At 52.9% G+C, this 14885-nt stretch carries 9 protein-coding genes and 2 pseudogenes; 5 read left to right on the forward strand and 6 right to left on the reverse strand.

Annotated elements, in window-relative coordinates; genetic code table 11:
- Positions 1–117 precede the first annotated feature (117 nt).
- Positions 118–474 (forward strand): glycoside hydrolase family protein, encoded by a 357-nt coding sequence (locus J4685_RS12940; RefSeq protein WP_001120249.1) that lies wholly within the window; start codon positions 118–120, stop codon positions 472–474.
- A gap of 5 nt (positions 475–479) precedes the next feature.
- Here the strand turns inward: J4685_RS12940 and J4685_RS12945 are convergent, their stop codons facing one another.
- Positions 480–1082 (reverse strand): response regulator transcription factor, encoded by a 603-nt coding sequence (locus J4685_RS12945; protein ID WP_001196085.1) that lies wholly within the window; start codon positions 1080–1082, stop codon positions 480–482.
- A gap of 630 nt (positions 1083–1712) precedes the next feature.
- Here J4685_RS12945 and J4685_RS12950 point away from each other — a divergent pair.
- The 3 genes and pseudogenes from J4685_RS12950 to J4685_RS12960 all read left to right on the forward strand — a co-directional run bounded on the left by J4685_RS12950 (position 1713) and on the right by J4685_RS12960 (position 5387).
- Positions 1713–2613 (forward strand): annotated as a pseudogene (locus tag J4685_RS12950) (LysR family transcriptional regulator).
- A 72-nt stretch (positions 2614–2685) separates the two neighbouring features.
- Entirely contained in the window at positions 2686–3714 is a 1029-nt protein-coding gene (gene yhjD, locus J4685_RS12955; protein ID WP_000191231.1) for an inner membrane protein YhjD, read from the forward strand.
- A 350-nt stretch (positions 3715–4064) separates the two neighbouring features.
- Positions 4065–5387, forward strand: a complete 1323-nt coding sequence (locus J4685_RS12960; RefSeq protein WP_001148979.1) for an MFS transporter — start codon at positions 4065–4067, stop codon at positions 5385–5387.
- A 39-nt stretch (positions 5388–5426) separates the two neighbouring features.
- Here J4685_RS12960 and J4685_RS12965 read toward each other — a convergent pair.
- A pseudogene (locus J4685_RS12965) lies at positions 5427–7485 on the reverse strand (AsmA family protein).
- A 109-nt stretch (positions 7486–7594) separates the two neighbouring features.
- Positions 7595–8362 carry a cyclic-guanylate-specific phosphodiesterase gene (gene pdeH / locus J4685_RS12970; protein ID WP_000595623.1) on the reverse strand — a complete coding sequence of 256 codons (768 nt, stop codon included), beginning with the start codon at positions 8360–8362 and terminating at the stop codon, positions 7595–7597.
- A 228-nt stretch (positions 8363–8590) separates the two neighbouring features.
- On the opposite strand from pdeH, the gene J4685_RS12975 reads away from it, so the two are divergent.
- The gene (locus tag J4685_RS12975) at positions 8591–9520 is read left to right on the forward strand and encodes a sugar kinase (RefSeq protein WP_000037577.1); all 930 of its coding nucleotides are present in this window, start codon (positions 8591–8593) and stop codon (positions 9518–9520) included.
- Between the two features lie 53 nt (positions 9521–9573).
- Here the strand turns inward: J4685_RS12975 and J4685_RS12980 are convergent, their stop codons facing one another.
- The 3 genes from J4685_RS12980 to hmsP form a co-directional block, all read right to left on the reverse strand.
- Positions 9574–11061 carry a M16 family metallopeptidase gene (locus J4685_RS12980; RefSeq protein WP_001163182.1) on the reverse strand — a complete coding sequence of 496 codons (1488 nt, stop codon included), beginning with the start codon at positions 11059–11061 and terminating at the stop codon, positions 9574–9576.
- A 198-nt stretch (positions 11062–11259) separates the two neighbouring features.
- Positions 11260–12567: a C4-dicarboxylate transporter DctC gene (gene dctA / locus J4685_RS12985; protein WP_000858230.1), complete on the reverse strand. Its 1308-nt coding sequence runs from the start codon at positions 12565–12567 to the stop codon at positions 11260–11262.
- A gap of 157 nt (positions 12568–12724) precedes the next feature.
- The gene (hmsP, locus tag J4685_RS12990; protein ID WP_001266354.1) at positions 12725–14731 is read right to left on the reverse strand and encodes a biofilm formation regulator HmsP; all 2007 of its coding nucleotides are present in this window, start codon (positions 14729–14731) and stop codon (positions 12725–12727) included.
- Positions 14732–14885 lie beyond the last annotated feature (154 nt).

Genomic DNA, 14885 nt, shown 5'->3' on the forward strand with positions numbered 1-14885 from the left:
GTCAACGCGGCGTGACGCTGAACGGCATAGACCTTTTCCCTGCCTGCGTTTGGCCGTCTGACCGCTAGCCACGCGTGCAGCACACTTTATAATCGCGCTTTTTATGAGAAAGATGCCATGCCGCACATTTCATCTCGCTTTAGCTCCGCCTGCATCGCGTTTATTAAACAGTGGCAGGGTCTGTCGCTGGAAAAGTATCGCGATCGGCAGGGTAACTGGGTGATTGGTTACGGGCATATGTTGACGCCGGATGAGACGCTGACGTTCATTACGCCCGACCAGGCGGAGGCATTCTTGCTGGATGACCTCAATAGCTGCGATATACTGCTACAGAATTGTTTGCCGGAACTTAACGATCGGTTTCAACGCGAAACGCTTATTGCGCTGATGTTCAGCATCGGACATCAGCGTTTTTTATCATTAATCAATACGGGTGATATTTCACAGCCAGAAATAAGCGGACTGCGAATTTAACGTCGTTAATTCGATTCATTTAACATCATGGCGGCCTGGGTACGATTTTTTACATCCAGCCGCCGGTAAAGCGACTCCAGATGCGCTTTAACCGTCCTGGTACTAATATTTAACGCCCGCCCAATTTGTTTATTTGATTCTCCTGCGGCAAGCATCTGTAAAATTTCCCGCTGGCGGGCGCTTAACGCTTTTATATCACGGGACTCCAGCTCCGTTGAATTTAACCAATCCCCCGGTAAAAACATCATCCCGCGAGCGACAGTATTGAGCGCAAGGACAAAGGTTTCGGCATCAGAATCGCGTGGCACCACGGCCTGAACGTTAAATTGCATGACTTCATGCAGCCACTTTTGACTGCCATCCATCGCCGTGATAATAATCTTCACCTCCGGAAATTGCTGCGCGGTTCTTTGTAACACCTCGCGGCAAAATTCAGCATCCAGGCCGCTATCCAGCATGACCAGCGCATCCGGCGCGCTTTCTATTTTTTGCCAGAGTTCTTCTGCCTGACCGACACTCTGGATACTTATTCCTGGAATGTGCTGCTGCAAACTGATTTTCATTCCATGAATAAATATTGACTGCCTGTCAAACATGATTACCTGCATTACTTTTCTCCACCTGGGTAAGATAATAGTCTCAAGATGAGGAAGGGTATTACCCGTAGGGTAAAATAAGAAGTCGCCATTTGGTATAGGCCATTTTACCGATAGTCATTGGTTGAGGAAGAGAAAGGTTATGAATATTTACAGCTTCAACATCGGGATTACAGAATTCGCTAACATTAACGTTTTAAAGTAAGGAATATCTTATTAGTACAAACAGACAAGGCTAATTTGAATATTAATTTAATGAAGAGTACGCCTGGCGCGTCACAAAGGAAATATCTGCTTTTCGCCTGATGTGTTACAAAAAATAAAGTAGCACATTTTGTTAAAAAATAGCCAATCCGCCTGAAAACCGCGACGATGGGTCAATGACAATACCGTGTATGTACATGCATTTCTCTCTCCCACTACACCCGCGGCTATCAGCGTGTTTTACCGCTCTCGTCCCGTTTATCGGCTTTTTGGCGCTAAAAAGCCTGGCCGGAAGGCGATAAATCCGCCGCGCAACGTGATCAGACGTATTCGTCACGCGAGCAATGATTGCGAAAGGGCTTATTAGATGCTAGAAAATCAATAAAACCAGCCGCTTCAGCGTCACTGTTTCAATAAAAACAATAATAGAGCCTGATGATGGATAAAATATATGCAATGAAATTGTTTGTACGCGTGGCGGAACGGGAAAGTTTTTCCCGTGCAGCAGAAGATATCGGCCTTCCCAAAGGCAGCGTCTCACGGCAAATACAAGCGTTAGAACATCAACTGGGCATCCGCCTGCTCCACCGCACCACCCGGCGGGTACAGCTTACTCAGGACGGGATGGTTTACTACGAACGGGCAAAAGATCTGTTGAGTAACCTGGATGAACTGGAGGGTCTTTTCCAGCCTGATCCCGCCAGTATCAGCGGCAAAATACGGGTAGATATCCCGCCAGGTCTCGCAAACAGCCTCATCATGCCGCGCCTGCCCACTTTTTTGCATCAGTATCCCGGCATTGCGCTGGAACTTTGTAGTAGCGATCGACAGGTCGATTTACTACGGGAAGATTTCGACTGCGTGGTGCGCACAGAGCCGCTACATGCGCCAGGGATACTGACGCGCCCGCTTGGCGGGCTTGAGGATGGTGAACTGCGCCAGCCCACAATACCTGGCGCGCTTTGGGTATCCAGAAAACCTTGACGACCTCGCCTCACATGCGGTGGTGCATTATTCATTGACCCCGGGAGTTTCTTCACCGGGTTTTGCCTTTGAAACTCCCCACGGTATGCAGTGGGTAAAAACCGGCGGAATGCTAACGGTAAACAGTACGGAGACCTGGCATACGGCCTGTCTGGCAGGATTAGGGATCATTCAGACGCCGCGCATTGCTGTACGGGAGGCGTTACGCGCCGGAACGCTCATTGAAATTTTACCGCAATATCGCGCCGCTCCACTGCCGGTGACGCTGCATTATCCCCATCGCCGTAATCTTTCCCGCCGGGTACACCTGTTTATGGTATGGCTGACTGAAACCATTAAAGAGGCCGCAGAGTAGCCGCATTTTCAGCATCCACCGGGGAGAAGCTATACTGACATATTCTATTAATGATGAAGGACTACCGACCTGATGACGCAGGAAAATGACGTAAAACGCCCTATTCAGGAACTGGAGCACGACCCGATACAAAAAATAGAAACGCAGCCGCATGACGCCCCGGAAAAAAACGAAAAGGCAAATCAGGCGTTGCATTCCGTCACCACCCTGATGCAAAAAATTCAGCGTCAACCAATGGTGGCCCACCTCATTCGCGCGACCGAACGTTTTAACGATCGACTGGGTAATCAGTTTGGCGCGGCTATCACCTACTTTTCGTTTCTGTCGATGATCCCGATAATGATGGTGTCCTTTGCCGCGGCAGGTTTTATCCTCGCCTCGCACCCTAATCTACTGGAAGATATTTTCAGCAAGATATTGATGAATGTGAGCGATCCTACGCTGGCGTCCACGCTTAAAAATACGATTAATACGGCGGTTCAACAGCGTACCACGGTAGGGCTGGTCGGACTGGGTATCGCGCTCTATTCCGGCGTTAACTGGATGGGCAACCTGCGGGAAGCGATTCGCGCCCAGTCACGGGACGTCTGGGAGCGCAAGCCGCAGGATCAGGAGAAAATCTGGCTCAAATATCTGCGCGATTTTATCTCGCTGATTGGATTATTAATCGCTTTAATCATTACGCTGTCCATTACTTCCATTGCCGGTTCCGCCCAGCAGATGATCATCTCCGCCTTGTACCTCGACAGCATCGAATGGTTAAAACCGGCCTGGCATTTGATCGGTCTGGCCATCTCTATTTTTGCCAACTATCTGCTTTTCTTCTGGATTTTCTGGCGACTGCCCCGCCATCGTCCCCGTAAAAAAGCGTTGATTCGCGGGACATTTATTGCCGCTATCGGTTTTGAGGTGATTAAAATCATTATGACCTATACGCTGCCGTCACTGGTGAAATCGCCTTCCGGCGCGGCGTTTGGCTCCGTACTCGGTCTGATGGCATTCTTCTACTTTTTTGCCCGCCTGACGTTATTCTGCGCGGCCTGGATAGCCACCGCCGAATATAAGGACGACCCGCGAATGCCGGGTAAAACGCAACGCTAGTCTGCGGCTTGCTGCCGAATGGCACGCACGGCGTCGTCATTCGGCCTACTGCTGTGTGGACCCAGGCCGGGCATGCAAAGCGTACCCGGCGGTACAATCAGGCACGTCCTTCCGCCTCATCTCATTGTTTCAGCATATAAATCCAGTAATTAACTTTTATTTAACCTGAAACCAGTTTTATCCACTAATTCTAAAATTATGTGAAGCATTTCATAGACGCAAAATGGCTGGCTTAAACATTATCCCCTTTTTGCGCTTTTTTTGACCATTTTTGGCTTTTGTTACACATTGAAATATAACTTTTGCTGTGCGTAATATGGCTATTCGTTCGCTAAAAATAAGAAAATAGTATGCAAGCAACCGCCACAACACTCGACCATGAACAGGAACATGTTCCGGTAAACTCACGCAATAAAGTCGTTATTGCCTCGCTTATCGGCACCGCGATTGAGTTCTTCGACTTCTATATTTACGCCACCGCAGCGGTGATCGTGTTCCCCCTTATCTTCTTCCCCCAGGGCGATCCCACTGCGGCAACGCTACAATCGCTCGCCACCTTCGCTATCGCGTTTGTGGCGCGTCCGATCGGCTCTGCGCTATTCGGTCACTTCGGCGACCGGGTAGGCCGCAAAGTCACGCTGGTGGCTTCGCTGCTGACGATGGGGATCTCCACGGTCATTATCGGTCTATTACCGGGCTACGCGACGATAGGTATTTTCGCGCCGCTGCTGCTGGCGCTGGCGCGTTTCGGACAGGGACTGGGGCTGGGCGGCGAATGGGGCGGCGCAGCGTTATTAGCGACGGAGAATGCGCCGCCGCGCAAACGCGCGCTGTATGGCTCCTTCCCGCAGTTGGGCGCGCCGATCGGCTTCTTTTTTGCCAATGGCACCTTCCTGTTGCTCTCCTGGCTGCTGACCGACGAGCAATTTATGAGCTGGGGCTGGCGCGTGCCGTTTATCTTCTCGGCGGTACTGGTGATTATCGGCCTGTATGCGCGCGTGTCGCTGCATGAAACGCCGGTGTTTGCGAAAGTCGCCGCAGCGAAAAAGCAGGTAAAAATACCGCTGGGCACGTTGCTGACGAAGCATGTCCGCGTAACCATTCTCGGCACGTTTATCATGCTGGCGACCTACACGCTGTTCTATATCATGACCGTCTATTCCATGACTTACAGCACTGCCGCCGCGCCGGTGGGGCTTGGCTTGCCGCGCAATGAAATACTGTGGATGCTGATGATGGCGGTGATTGGTTTCGGCGTGATGGTGCCCGTCGCCGGCCTGCTGGCGGACGCATTTGGCCGTCGGAAAAGCATGGTCATCATTACCACGCTCATCATTCTCTTCGCGTTGTTCGCCTTTACCCCGCTGCTGGGTTCAGGCAATCCAGCGCTGGTCTTCGTGTTCCTGTTGTTAGGTCTGAGCCTGATGGGGCTGACCTTCGGCCCAATGGGAGCGCTGCTGCCGGAGCTATTTCCGGCGGAAGTACGCTATACCGGCGCATCGTTTTCCTACAATGTGTCATCGATTCTGGGCGCTTCCGTCGCGCCGTATATTGCCGCATGGCTGCAAAGCCACTACGGGCTGGCGGCGGTAGGGGTTTACCTGGCGTCAATGGCGGCGCTGACGCTGATTGCACTGCTGTTAACCCATGAGACGCGTCATCAGGCGTTGTAATAGGGCGCCGGATGGCGTCATCCGGCGCTACGTTTCACATTACTGCTTCATCTGCGTTAAAATCGTCCGGCACTGATTGGCTTCGCCCTCAGAGGGCGAAATGAGCGCCAATAGCGCGGCGGCGGGCGTTACCAACGTCGCCAGCGCTGCCGCAACCGCGCCGCGCGCAATCAGCGGCCGGGCTTGACGCCCGCCTGCGGATTTTTAAATGTCCCACGCACGTACAGCGGCGATCGCAGCGTAATAATACGAATCCCCTTACTTTCCGGATCAATGGTTAAATCGAGCTGTTCAGAGGCGAAGCTCGCCGTACCGGTCACGTTAATCAACGCATTTTCTGTATCAAAAGCAAAAATTTGCGGTCGCGCCACGCCGTTCGCAATATTGAGATTCGCCGCCGCGCAGTTAACCCGCACTTCGTCATCGCCAAAAATCTGCCCGACAATATAGTTGCCGACGTTCAGCCCCACGATTTCCATCAGGTTGCGGCTAATCAATCCATCATTCATCAATAATTTGAGATTGCCGTTACTGTTGCCAAGCAGCGCGGCAACCGAGTTGCCCGTGCCGCGAATATCCGCATCGCCGTTCAGCTCGCCCAGCGTTTTCTGCATCAGCTCCACATCCGGCATCAGTTCTTTAAGCTTCAGCCGACGCGCCTGTATATCCGCCTGCCCCTGCATCGGCTTTTTATCCCCTTCCAGATGGATGTTGGAGACAATACTGCCGCCTGCCAGACCAAACTTCAGCGGCTGTAGACGTAAGTCGGCGTTTTTCAGGATGATATGGGTCGAAAGATCGCTAATCGGTAGACTGCCGCCATGCTCAATACGCCGGCCTTTAAACCGGACATCGGCGTCCATAACATCCCATTTGTCGGTTTCAAAGCGATCGTAAGGCAACACTTTATCCGCTGGCTGAACATTCTTCTCGCCTTTGCGCTGTTCAGACCGTTTCGACTGCTCAGCGTCTTTCCCGGAATCCACGCCAATCAGCGGCCCAAGATCGGCCAAGCGTAACTGGCGCGATTCGACATCACCTTCCAGTTTAGGGCGCGGTTTACCGGTGGTATAAGTGAGGGAGCCGTGGATATCACTGTCGCCAATGCGCCCGTTAAAACCGCGATAATCAAATACCGATGACTTTTCGGCGTCAATTTTCGCTACCAATCGCCCATCGGTCTCAAACGGCGGCGTATCCGGCAGCAGCACGCCGGTTAAATCATATAAATCGCCCAGTGAATCGCCAGAGAATTTAAGCCGCAGATCGACGCCGCCCATTTTCATCGGCTCGTTCACCACGCCGCTAAAAGCCACCCGCGTATTGCCAGAGCGGAAATCGGCCTGCACAGGAAAAGGCGTACTTTCGCTGCGTAGCGCCAGCATACCGCCTATTTTCCCCGTACCGGTCAACGGTTCCCCGTTATAACGCCCCTGCGCCTTCAGGCCGAAGACATAGTCGCCCACGGTGGATTTGTCTGCTTTGCCTTTCGTTCCCGTCACTTCGCTGAACGGCAACGGTTTGCCTAACGGATCGATCAGAATAGTGATATCCGCTTTGCTGACCTTATCATCGATCGCGATTCGCCCCTGGTCGAAGAGAATATTATCCAGCCGGAAGGACCAGGCGGAAGGTTTAGCATTGGGGTCCGTATTCTTGTCTTGCGCGAGGTTAAAGGTCCAGTTATTGGTTTTCTCGGACAGACGAATAAGACGCGCGTCGGGTTTCACTAGTTTGATCCACGGCAGCCAGACGGTTTTGGTCAGGAGCGCCAGCGGGGCAAGCGTCGCCTCAACGCGTGGCAGATGCACCATCGTGACTTCCGGAATATCCGGCGGATTGCCAAGAATGACGTCTTCCGCGTGAACATGCGGCCACGGTACCCAGCTTCGCCAGCCGGTTTCCTGTTTTTGGCGTTCCCACACCACGCCTAAATCGCCGCGAATAGCGAAAGGCCGGTTCAATTCGGTAGAGACTTTCTGTTGATGGTCGGTTTGAGGCGGTTCCAGTCAAATGTTGCGATCAACAAAATCACTATGGCGATCAACAACAAGAAAGTCCCTGTGATGGCGGCGGTTATTTTGCCTGCTTTAGTCATGTGTTATTTCCTCACTTCTTCCCTTGCCTGTCCTAAAGATAGTTCAGCCAGACAAAAAAGGAGGATGACCGCACCTCGTAATACCACGAATTACGGGAACAGTCTGGCGTTACAGGGTCAGAATCACCTCTTCGAGCGATATCAGCGGCACGGGTCGAGAAAGAAAATAGCCCTGGGCGGCAAAGGCGGGCGAACGCTGCACATCACGCCACTCTTCCAGCGTCTCCACGCCCTCGACAATAACGCCGCGGCAGTAGCGGTTCATCAGTTGCAGCAGCAGAATGAACAGGTTGCGCCCCTCCGCGGACTGGCGCAGCATGACGAACAGCTCTCGCGCCACTTTAATGTAGTCATAACGCACTTCGCTCAGCGCTGAAAAATTGGCCATACCAGTACCAAAATCATCCAGCCACAGCGGGCCGAACTCACACATCGAGGCGAAAGAGGAGTCTTTCGGCAAACGAATATGTTCCACCAATTCGAAACGCAGCCAGGGTAAACGCTCCATCGCTGCCAGAATGTCCGGCTGTCGTCGCATGGCAATCAGCGTAGGGCCGTCGACATTGACTGATGCCAATAAGTGATGGCGAGTGAAAAAATCCGCTTTTTGTTCAAGCTGATGAAGTTGTTCTTTCACTACGTCAATGCGGTGTCGAACCGCTAACTCCGCGAAATAACGATCCGGGGCAATACGTCTGGAAGGGTTATCAGGATGGGTGACGACAGTGAGAAGTTCAACCGCCATCAGACGGCCATCCGTCTGGTATATCGGCTGGTAAGTATAGGCACGCTCGCATTGCAGCCAATAGCGCCGTTCCTGCAAATTCTCTATACCTGCATCAGGAACGCGTAGCTGCTGGATAACCTGCTTTATCATCTCAGTTGTCCTGTTAATGGGAGTGTGACTGTCCGGACTCGTCAAAGGTTATCGGCGTTCAGGCAGAGAACTTTACCCTCGGTCCCTGGCAAAATAAAAACAGCCCCCGAAACTTGTCAAAAATACGCACTTGCTCAAAAAAATAATGGACCGATGTTTTAATATTATTGACCACTAAACATCCACAGCGCACACTAACGCTAATTTTTACAGATCAGGTTCACGACTATGTCTAAAAAGATTGCCGTGATTGGCGAATGCATGATTGAGCTGTCGCAGAAAGGCGCTGATGTTCAGCGCGGCTTCGGCGGCGACACGCTGAATACCTCCGTTTATATTGCCCGTCAGGTCGATTCTGCCGCTCTGGCCGTTCACTATGTGACGGCGCTGGGTACCGACAGTTTCAGCCAACAGATGCTGGAGGCGTGGCAGCATGAAAATGTGGATACCTCGCTAACGCAGCGGATGGAAAATCGCCTGCCAGGCCTCTATTACATCGAAACCGATGACACTGGCGAGCGTACCTTCTACTACTGGCGTAACGAAGCGGCAGCGAAATTCTGGCTGGAGAGCGAACAGTCAGCGGCTATCTGCGAGGCGCTGGCGACCTTCGATTATCTCTACCTGAGCGGCATTAGCCTCGCGATTTTAAGCCCAACCAGCCGTGTTAAGCTGCTGTCTTTATTGCGTGAATGTCGGGCCAACGGCGGGAAAGTCATTTTTGATAATAACTATCGCCCGCGTTTATGGACAAGTCGCGAAGAAACGCAGCAGGTCTATCAAAAGATGCTGGACTGTACTGATATCGCCTTCCTGACACTGGATGATGAAGACGCGCTATGGGGTAAGCAACCGGTGGAAGAGGTCATTGCCCGCACCCATGCGGCAGGCGTACAGGAAGTGGTGGTAAAACGCGGGGCGGACTCTTGCCTGGTCTCGATTCAGGGCGAGGCGCTCATTGACGTTCCGGCAGTAAAACTGCCGAAAGAGAAAGTGATAGACACCACTGCCGCAGGCGACTCCTTCAGCGCCGGTTATCTGGCCGTTCGTTTAACGGGCGGCAGCGCGACGGATGCCGCGAAGCGCGGACACCTGACGGCCAGCACGGTGATTCAGTACCGTGGGGCCATTATTCCGCACGACGCGATGCCGCAGTAAGTCATTCGCTCTTGCCCGGTGGCGCTGCGCTTACCGGGCCGGCAGGCGGCAGCTTACTGTGCCGCCGGTGTCTCCGTCACTTCCGGATGCGCCTCATCGGCTTCAACAGCGGCGGCAGTTGTCGGGACCATGATTTCATCCCACGTCGCCTTTAACGCCTTCATATTAAATTCCGGCTCGCCTTGCGGTTGCAGCAAAATTAATGCCATCTCCTGCGATAGCTGCTGACGTAGATTCTGATTGAGCATATCGACGGTCAGGCTGTTGAGGAAATTCTGACGCAGCTTCTGATACTGCTCCGGCGCGATATCCACCACTTGATTCTGCAGCGAGCGCATACGCTGTCCAGTCAAAATGTCAGTATCGGTACGCGCGTAGGTCGCGAACAGCTTTTGCAATTCGAGATTTTTCTGCGCCACCAGCGCAGTAAACTCCTCTTCCGACAAACCTTTATCGCGTACTTTCGCCAGTTCATTCGCCACCAGGCTCAAATTGGTATTGAGCTTATCATTAGGTGATTCAATGTTGATGGCGCACTGCGCGCGCAGGAACAGAACCCGGCAGTCAAACCCCAGACCAATATCTTTCGCGTTATTTTTAGTAAGCTCTTGCTGGATATGCCAGAACAGCGCTTCGCGCGCCAGATCCGCCTGCCAGTAGCGCAACAGCGCCGCCGATTCGCGAATCGGTTGCCACGGCGTATCCCACATAATGGAGAGACGATCCTGGCGCACCGCATCGGTCATAATGCTCACTGATTCCGCCCGCAGCGGCGAAAGCGTCGGCACCGGGGCGGGCGTTTCGCGTTTACCTTTCAGCGTACCGAACGTTTTATTGATCTGCTCGGCGACGGAGCGCGCATCAATGTTGCCGACAACAATCAGCGTCATGGCATCCGGGGTGTACCATTTTTCATAGAAAGCCTGAATTTTGGCTGCGTCTACCGGCTGCTTTAACGGTTCCGCGGGATCGTGCCCCAATAACGCCGACCCTTTCAGCCGATAACGCCACCAGCCCTCTTTAGTATCTGCTGGCCACGTCGCAACCATATCTTCGCTGCTTAACGCATGATTCACCGTCTCTGGCGTAATGGTTAATTTACCGGAGACGTTAGCCAGATAGGTCAGCGCTTCTTTCAGCAGATCGTTACGGTTATTGGGTAAACTGAGGTTATAGAGCGTGGAATCATAAGAAACAATAACGGGCGGCATGGGACGTTTCGGATCAAACCCTTGCTGCCATAAAGAACGTGCCTGTGCGGCATCCAGACCACCGCTTTGCGTTAGCGCGATACGGGGAATCGCATGGCTAAACCCGCTCTGTTGCGTACTTTCGGTGAGCGAACCGGTATTAACCTGTAGACGAACTTCAATACGATCGCTGGGGCGCTGAGGCGTAGCCAACACTTGCCACTGTAACCCATTAGCCAGCGTCCCCTGTTGCCATGCCGGATCGGGCTGGAGCGCATCTGCCTGCACATAGCCGGCAGAGGCCAACATCAACAGACTGCCCGCTAAGAGTCGAATTTTTGTGCCCTGCATGTGAACCCCTGATCAACAATCCTGGTAATAAAAAGACAGCCCCGGCAGGGATGCCTGAATATGACGTAAAAACACTTCGTGTTAGACCGCGAGAACCTAAAAATGTCACGGAAGAAGTGAAATAATCCCTAAGCATCATGCTGTATGCTTTGGGCGCAGGGGTCAATTATGCGCAAACACCCGCAGTCCTGGAAGGGACTACGGGCATAAGTGGCGAGAGTAGGAGGAAATTTCGTGCGTTTTGCCATCCGGCGCACGATTATTAAGCACATCGTCCAGCTTTTGGTGATCTAACTCTTTCACCCATTTGGCAACCACCACCGTCGCCACGCCGTTACCCACCAGGTTAGTCAGCGCGCGCGCTTCGGACATAAAGCGGTCGATACCGAGGATTAACGCCAGTCCCGCAACCGGTAAATGTCCCACGGCGGAGATAGTGGCCGCCAGCACGATAAAGCCGCTTCCGGTCACGCCCGCGACACCTTTTGACGAGAGCAGCAACACGACCAGCAGCGTTATCTGGTGGAAGATATCCATATGGCTGTTGGTCGCCTGGGCGATAAACACCGCCGCCATCGTCAGGTAGATAGAGGTGCCATCAAGGTTGAACGAATACCCCGTCGGGATCACCAGCCCCACCACCGATTTACGGCACCCCAGTTTTTCCATCTTATCGAGCATACGCGGCAACGCTGACTCGGAAGAGGAGGTACCGAGCACAATGAGTAATTCTTCCCGGATATAGCGAATAAATTTAAAAATGCTAAAGCCCGTTACCCGTGCAATCGTCCCCAGCACCACCACCACGAAGAGAATACAGGTGATATAGAAGCAGATAATGAGCTGCCCCAGTTGCACCAGAGAACCGACGCCGTATTTACCGATGGTGAAGGCCATCGCGCCGAATGCGCCAATCGGCGCCAGGCGCATGATCATATTGATGATGCCGAAAATGACCTGCGAAAAACTCTCAATCACATTGAAAATGAGCTGGCCTTTGCTGCCCAAACGGTGCAGCGCAAAACCAAACAACACCGCAAACAGTAAGACCTGCAGAATGTTGCCGCTGGCAAACGCGCCGATCACGCTGCCCGGTATGACATCCATCAGGAAGGCAATAATGCCCTGCTCCTTGGCTTGTGCGGCATAAACGGCCACCGCCTGCGCATCCAGCGTTGCCGGATCGACGTTCATCCCGGCGCCAGGTTGCACAACGTTGACGATGATAAGACCGATAATCAGCGCAATCGTACTGACAATTTCAAAGTAAAGCAGCGCGACCGCGCCGGTACGCCCCACCGCTTTCATGCTTTCCATGCCTGCGATGCCCGTCACGACAGTACAGAAAATGACAGGAGCGATGATCATCTTAATGAGCTTAACGAACGCGTCGCCAAGCGGTTTCATTTGTGCGCCCAGTTCAGGATAGTAATGGCCAAGGAGAATACCAATGGCGATTGCTGTCAGGACCTGAAAATAAAGACTTTTGAACAGAGAGGTTTTCATAGGGTGTCCTTGAAGTAAAAACCACAGGTCTTGTAAGGTTATGAGTAACCTGCGGCCTTAAAATAACACCCACACAACATGACAGAAATGCGCCAGGATCATAATTGAAACAAAAATGTTAAAAAGTTTGAGCTGGCTCGCACAAGCGCGACCTTTTTTAACTTTTGTAATCAGGATTTTCGTGCGACAGATACCGTTCTTCAAAGATATCCGCGGGAACGGGCCGAGCAAACAGGAAGCCTTGCGCGACGTTGACTCCAGCCTGTTCCAGCCACGCGCGTTGCGCCTCGTTCTCCACGCCCTCGGCAATCAATTGTAAATTAAGACTGCGGGCCATCAGGATAATCGCCGTCACCATACTGTGATCATCTGGTAACCCATCGACAAACATTTTATCAATTTTAAGGATATCGACCGGTAGCGACTTCATATGCTGTAACTGGCGCAGCCCCGCGTAACCCATGCCAAAATCATCCAGTGCGATACGCACGCCAGCATTACGTAACGGACGTAAGATAGCGACGGCAGCGTGCGGATCGTCGATACGGCGGCTTTCAGTGACCTCAAGAATCAGCGTACCCGGTTGAATACGATAGCGATTTAACAATTCCAGCAGATCCGACACCATGCCAGGGTGCATGAGCTGTAACGCGGAAAGATTGACGGAGAGCGGCAATGTCACGCCGCGCTCCTGCCAGGCGGCAAGCTGGCGGCAGGACTCTTCCAGCACCCAATGGCCCACCGTGACCATCAGGCCGCAGGATTCAATGCGCTCAATCAGCCCCTCCGGCAATTCCCAGCTACCGTCCGGCTGCTGCATACGTAACAAGGCTTCGGCGCTTAATACGTTGCCGCTGCGCATCTCGACCTGCGGCTGCAGCCAAATGGCAAACTGATGGTTATCCAGCGCGGTAAGGATATCGCTCTCTTCGGTAAGGCGCTGTTGAGCGGCCTCCATCTGCGCCGGGTCAAAGAACTGGATCTGATTTTTACCTTTTCGGCGCGCGGTAAACGCGGCGGAGACGGCGCGACCATAGAGCGCTTCGGCGGTCAGATCGCCATAATACATTGCAATGCCAATACTGCAGCTTGGGCGCAGTTGAATACCCTGGATGGGCAGTCGTTCATTAATGATAGTGAGTATTTGCTGACCTAATGTGATGGCGTGCCACGGCTCTTTGACGCCGTGGGCGATAATGGCAAAGTCATAGCCGCTGACCTGCGTAAGCACCATGCGCGGCGCCAGCACCGACTTCAGCTTCTCAACCAGCGTCAGTAATAGAATCTCCCGCTGCGTTTCTTGCAGCACGCCTGCCGTGTCACGCAACGTTTCGCACGTCACGATGATAAGCGCAGTGGTCTGTTGGCGGGTGATAACCTGTTCCAGCAGCGCCATTAAAAAGGCTTTATTGGGCAGCTCGGAAACCGGAAAACGCATCGCGTTGTCCGTTTGCTCCTCGCGTTGACGCTGCATAAGCTGCTGGTTGAGGTTATAGCTGCGCACCAGCATCCCAATTTCATCATCCTGATGCAGACGCGGCAACGCCAGCTGATGTCCGATCAGCTCCTGCTGCGGAATGTCGTTCAGCTCGCGGGCGATTTTGCGCAGCGGATGCACAATCAGGCGGTTTACGCACCAGGCGATGGCCACCGTCAGGATCAGCGATAAAAGTAAGTAAATGGTCACTAACGTAGAGAGCGCGCTCATGACGAACTTGTACATACGGTACGAATCCGCCTGCAATACAAGGTAGGCCAGCGGTTGCGGATTGGCGGGACGCTCCAGCGAATAAACCGGCAAAGAAATTTGTACCGGCAGTTCGAAGAGACGCGTCACCATAACCGGGACGGGGCGTTCAGGAATGAAGCGCTTACGCAACGCCTGGAACTGATTCGGCAATACCACATCGGCGCGACTCACCACGCCCGCAGGTTTAATACTTTCCAGAATGGTTTCCGCGCCGGGGAGATCCGCTTTTAAAATCGCGGAAGAAAGAGGTTCCCGAACAGATCGCGCGATGCTTTCCAGTTGCGTAGCCGTGTTGTAGCGGTTCTGCTGTACCAGATGGAACAACAAAACGGTGCAAAAGACAAAAACAAACACCATGACAACGGCCGCAACCATTGCCATCTGTTTAATTGTTAACGAGCGGCTGACGCGCAAATTGACTCTCCCTGGATATCCCGGACTGCCGCCTGAGTATACCCGATTGCAGCGGCATTAAGAGAGGCTGTATCTGAAAAGGACTTTTCTGAATAACGGTTAATGATAGCGTCTGATGGCGCTGCGCTTCTCAGGCCTACGACGCCTGTCAATA

The organism is Salmonella sp. 32100201201700099SM (assembly GCF_017572645.1).
In the GTDB taxonomy this organism is placed as follows: Bacteria; Pseudomonadota; Gammaproteobacteria; order Enterobacterales; family Enterobacteriaceae; genus Salmonella; species Salmonella enterica.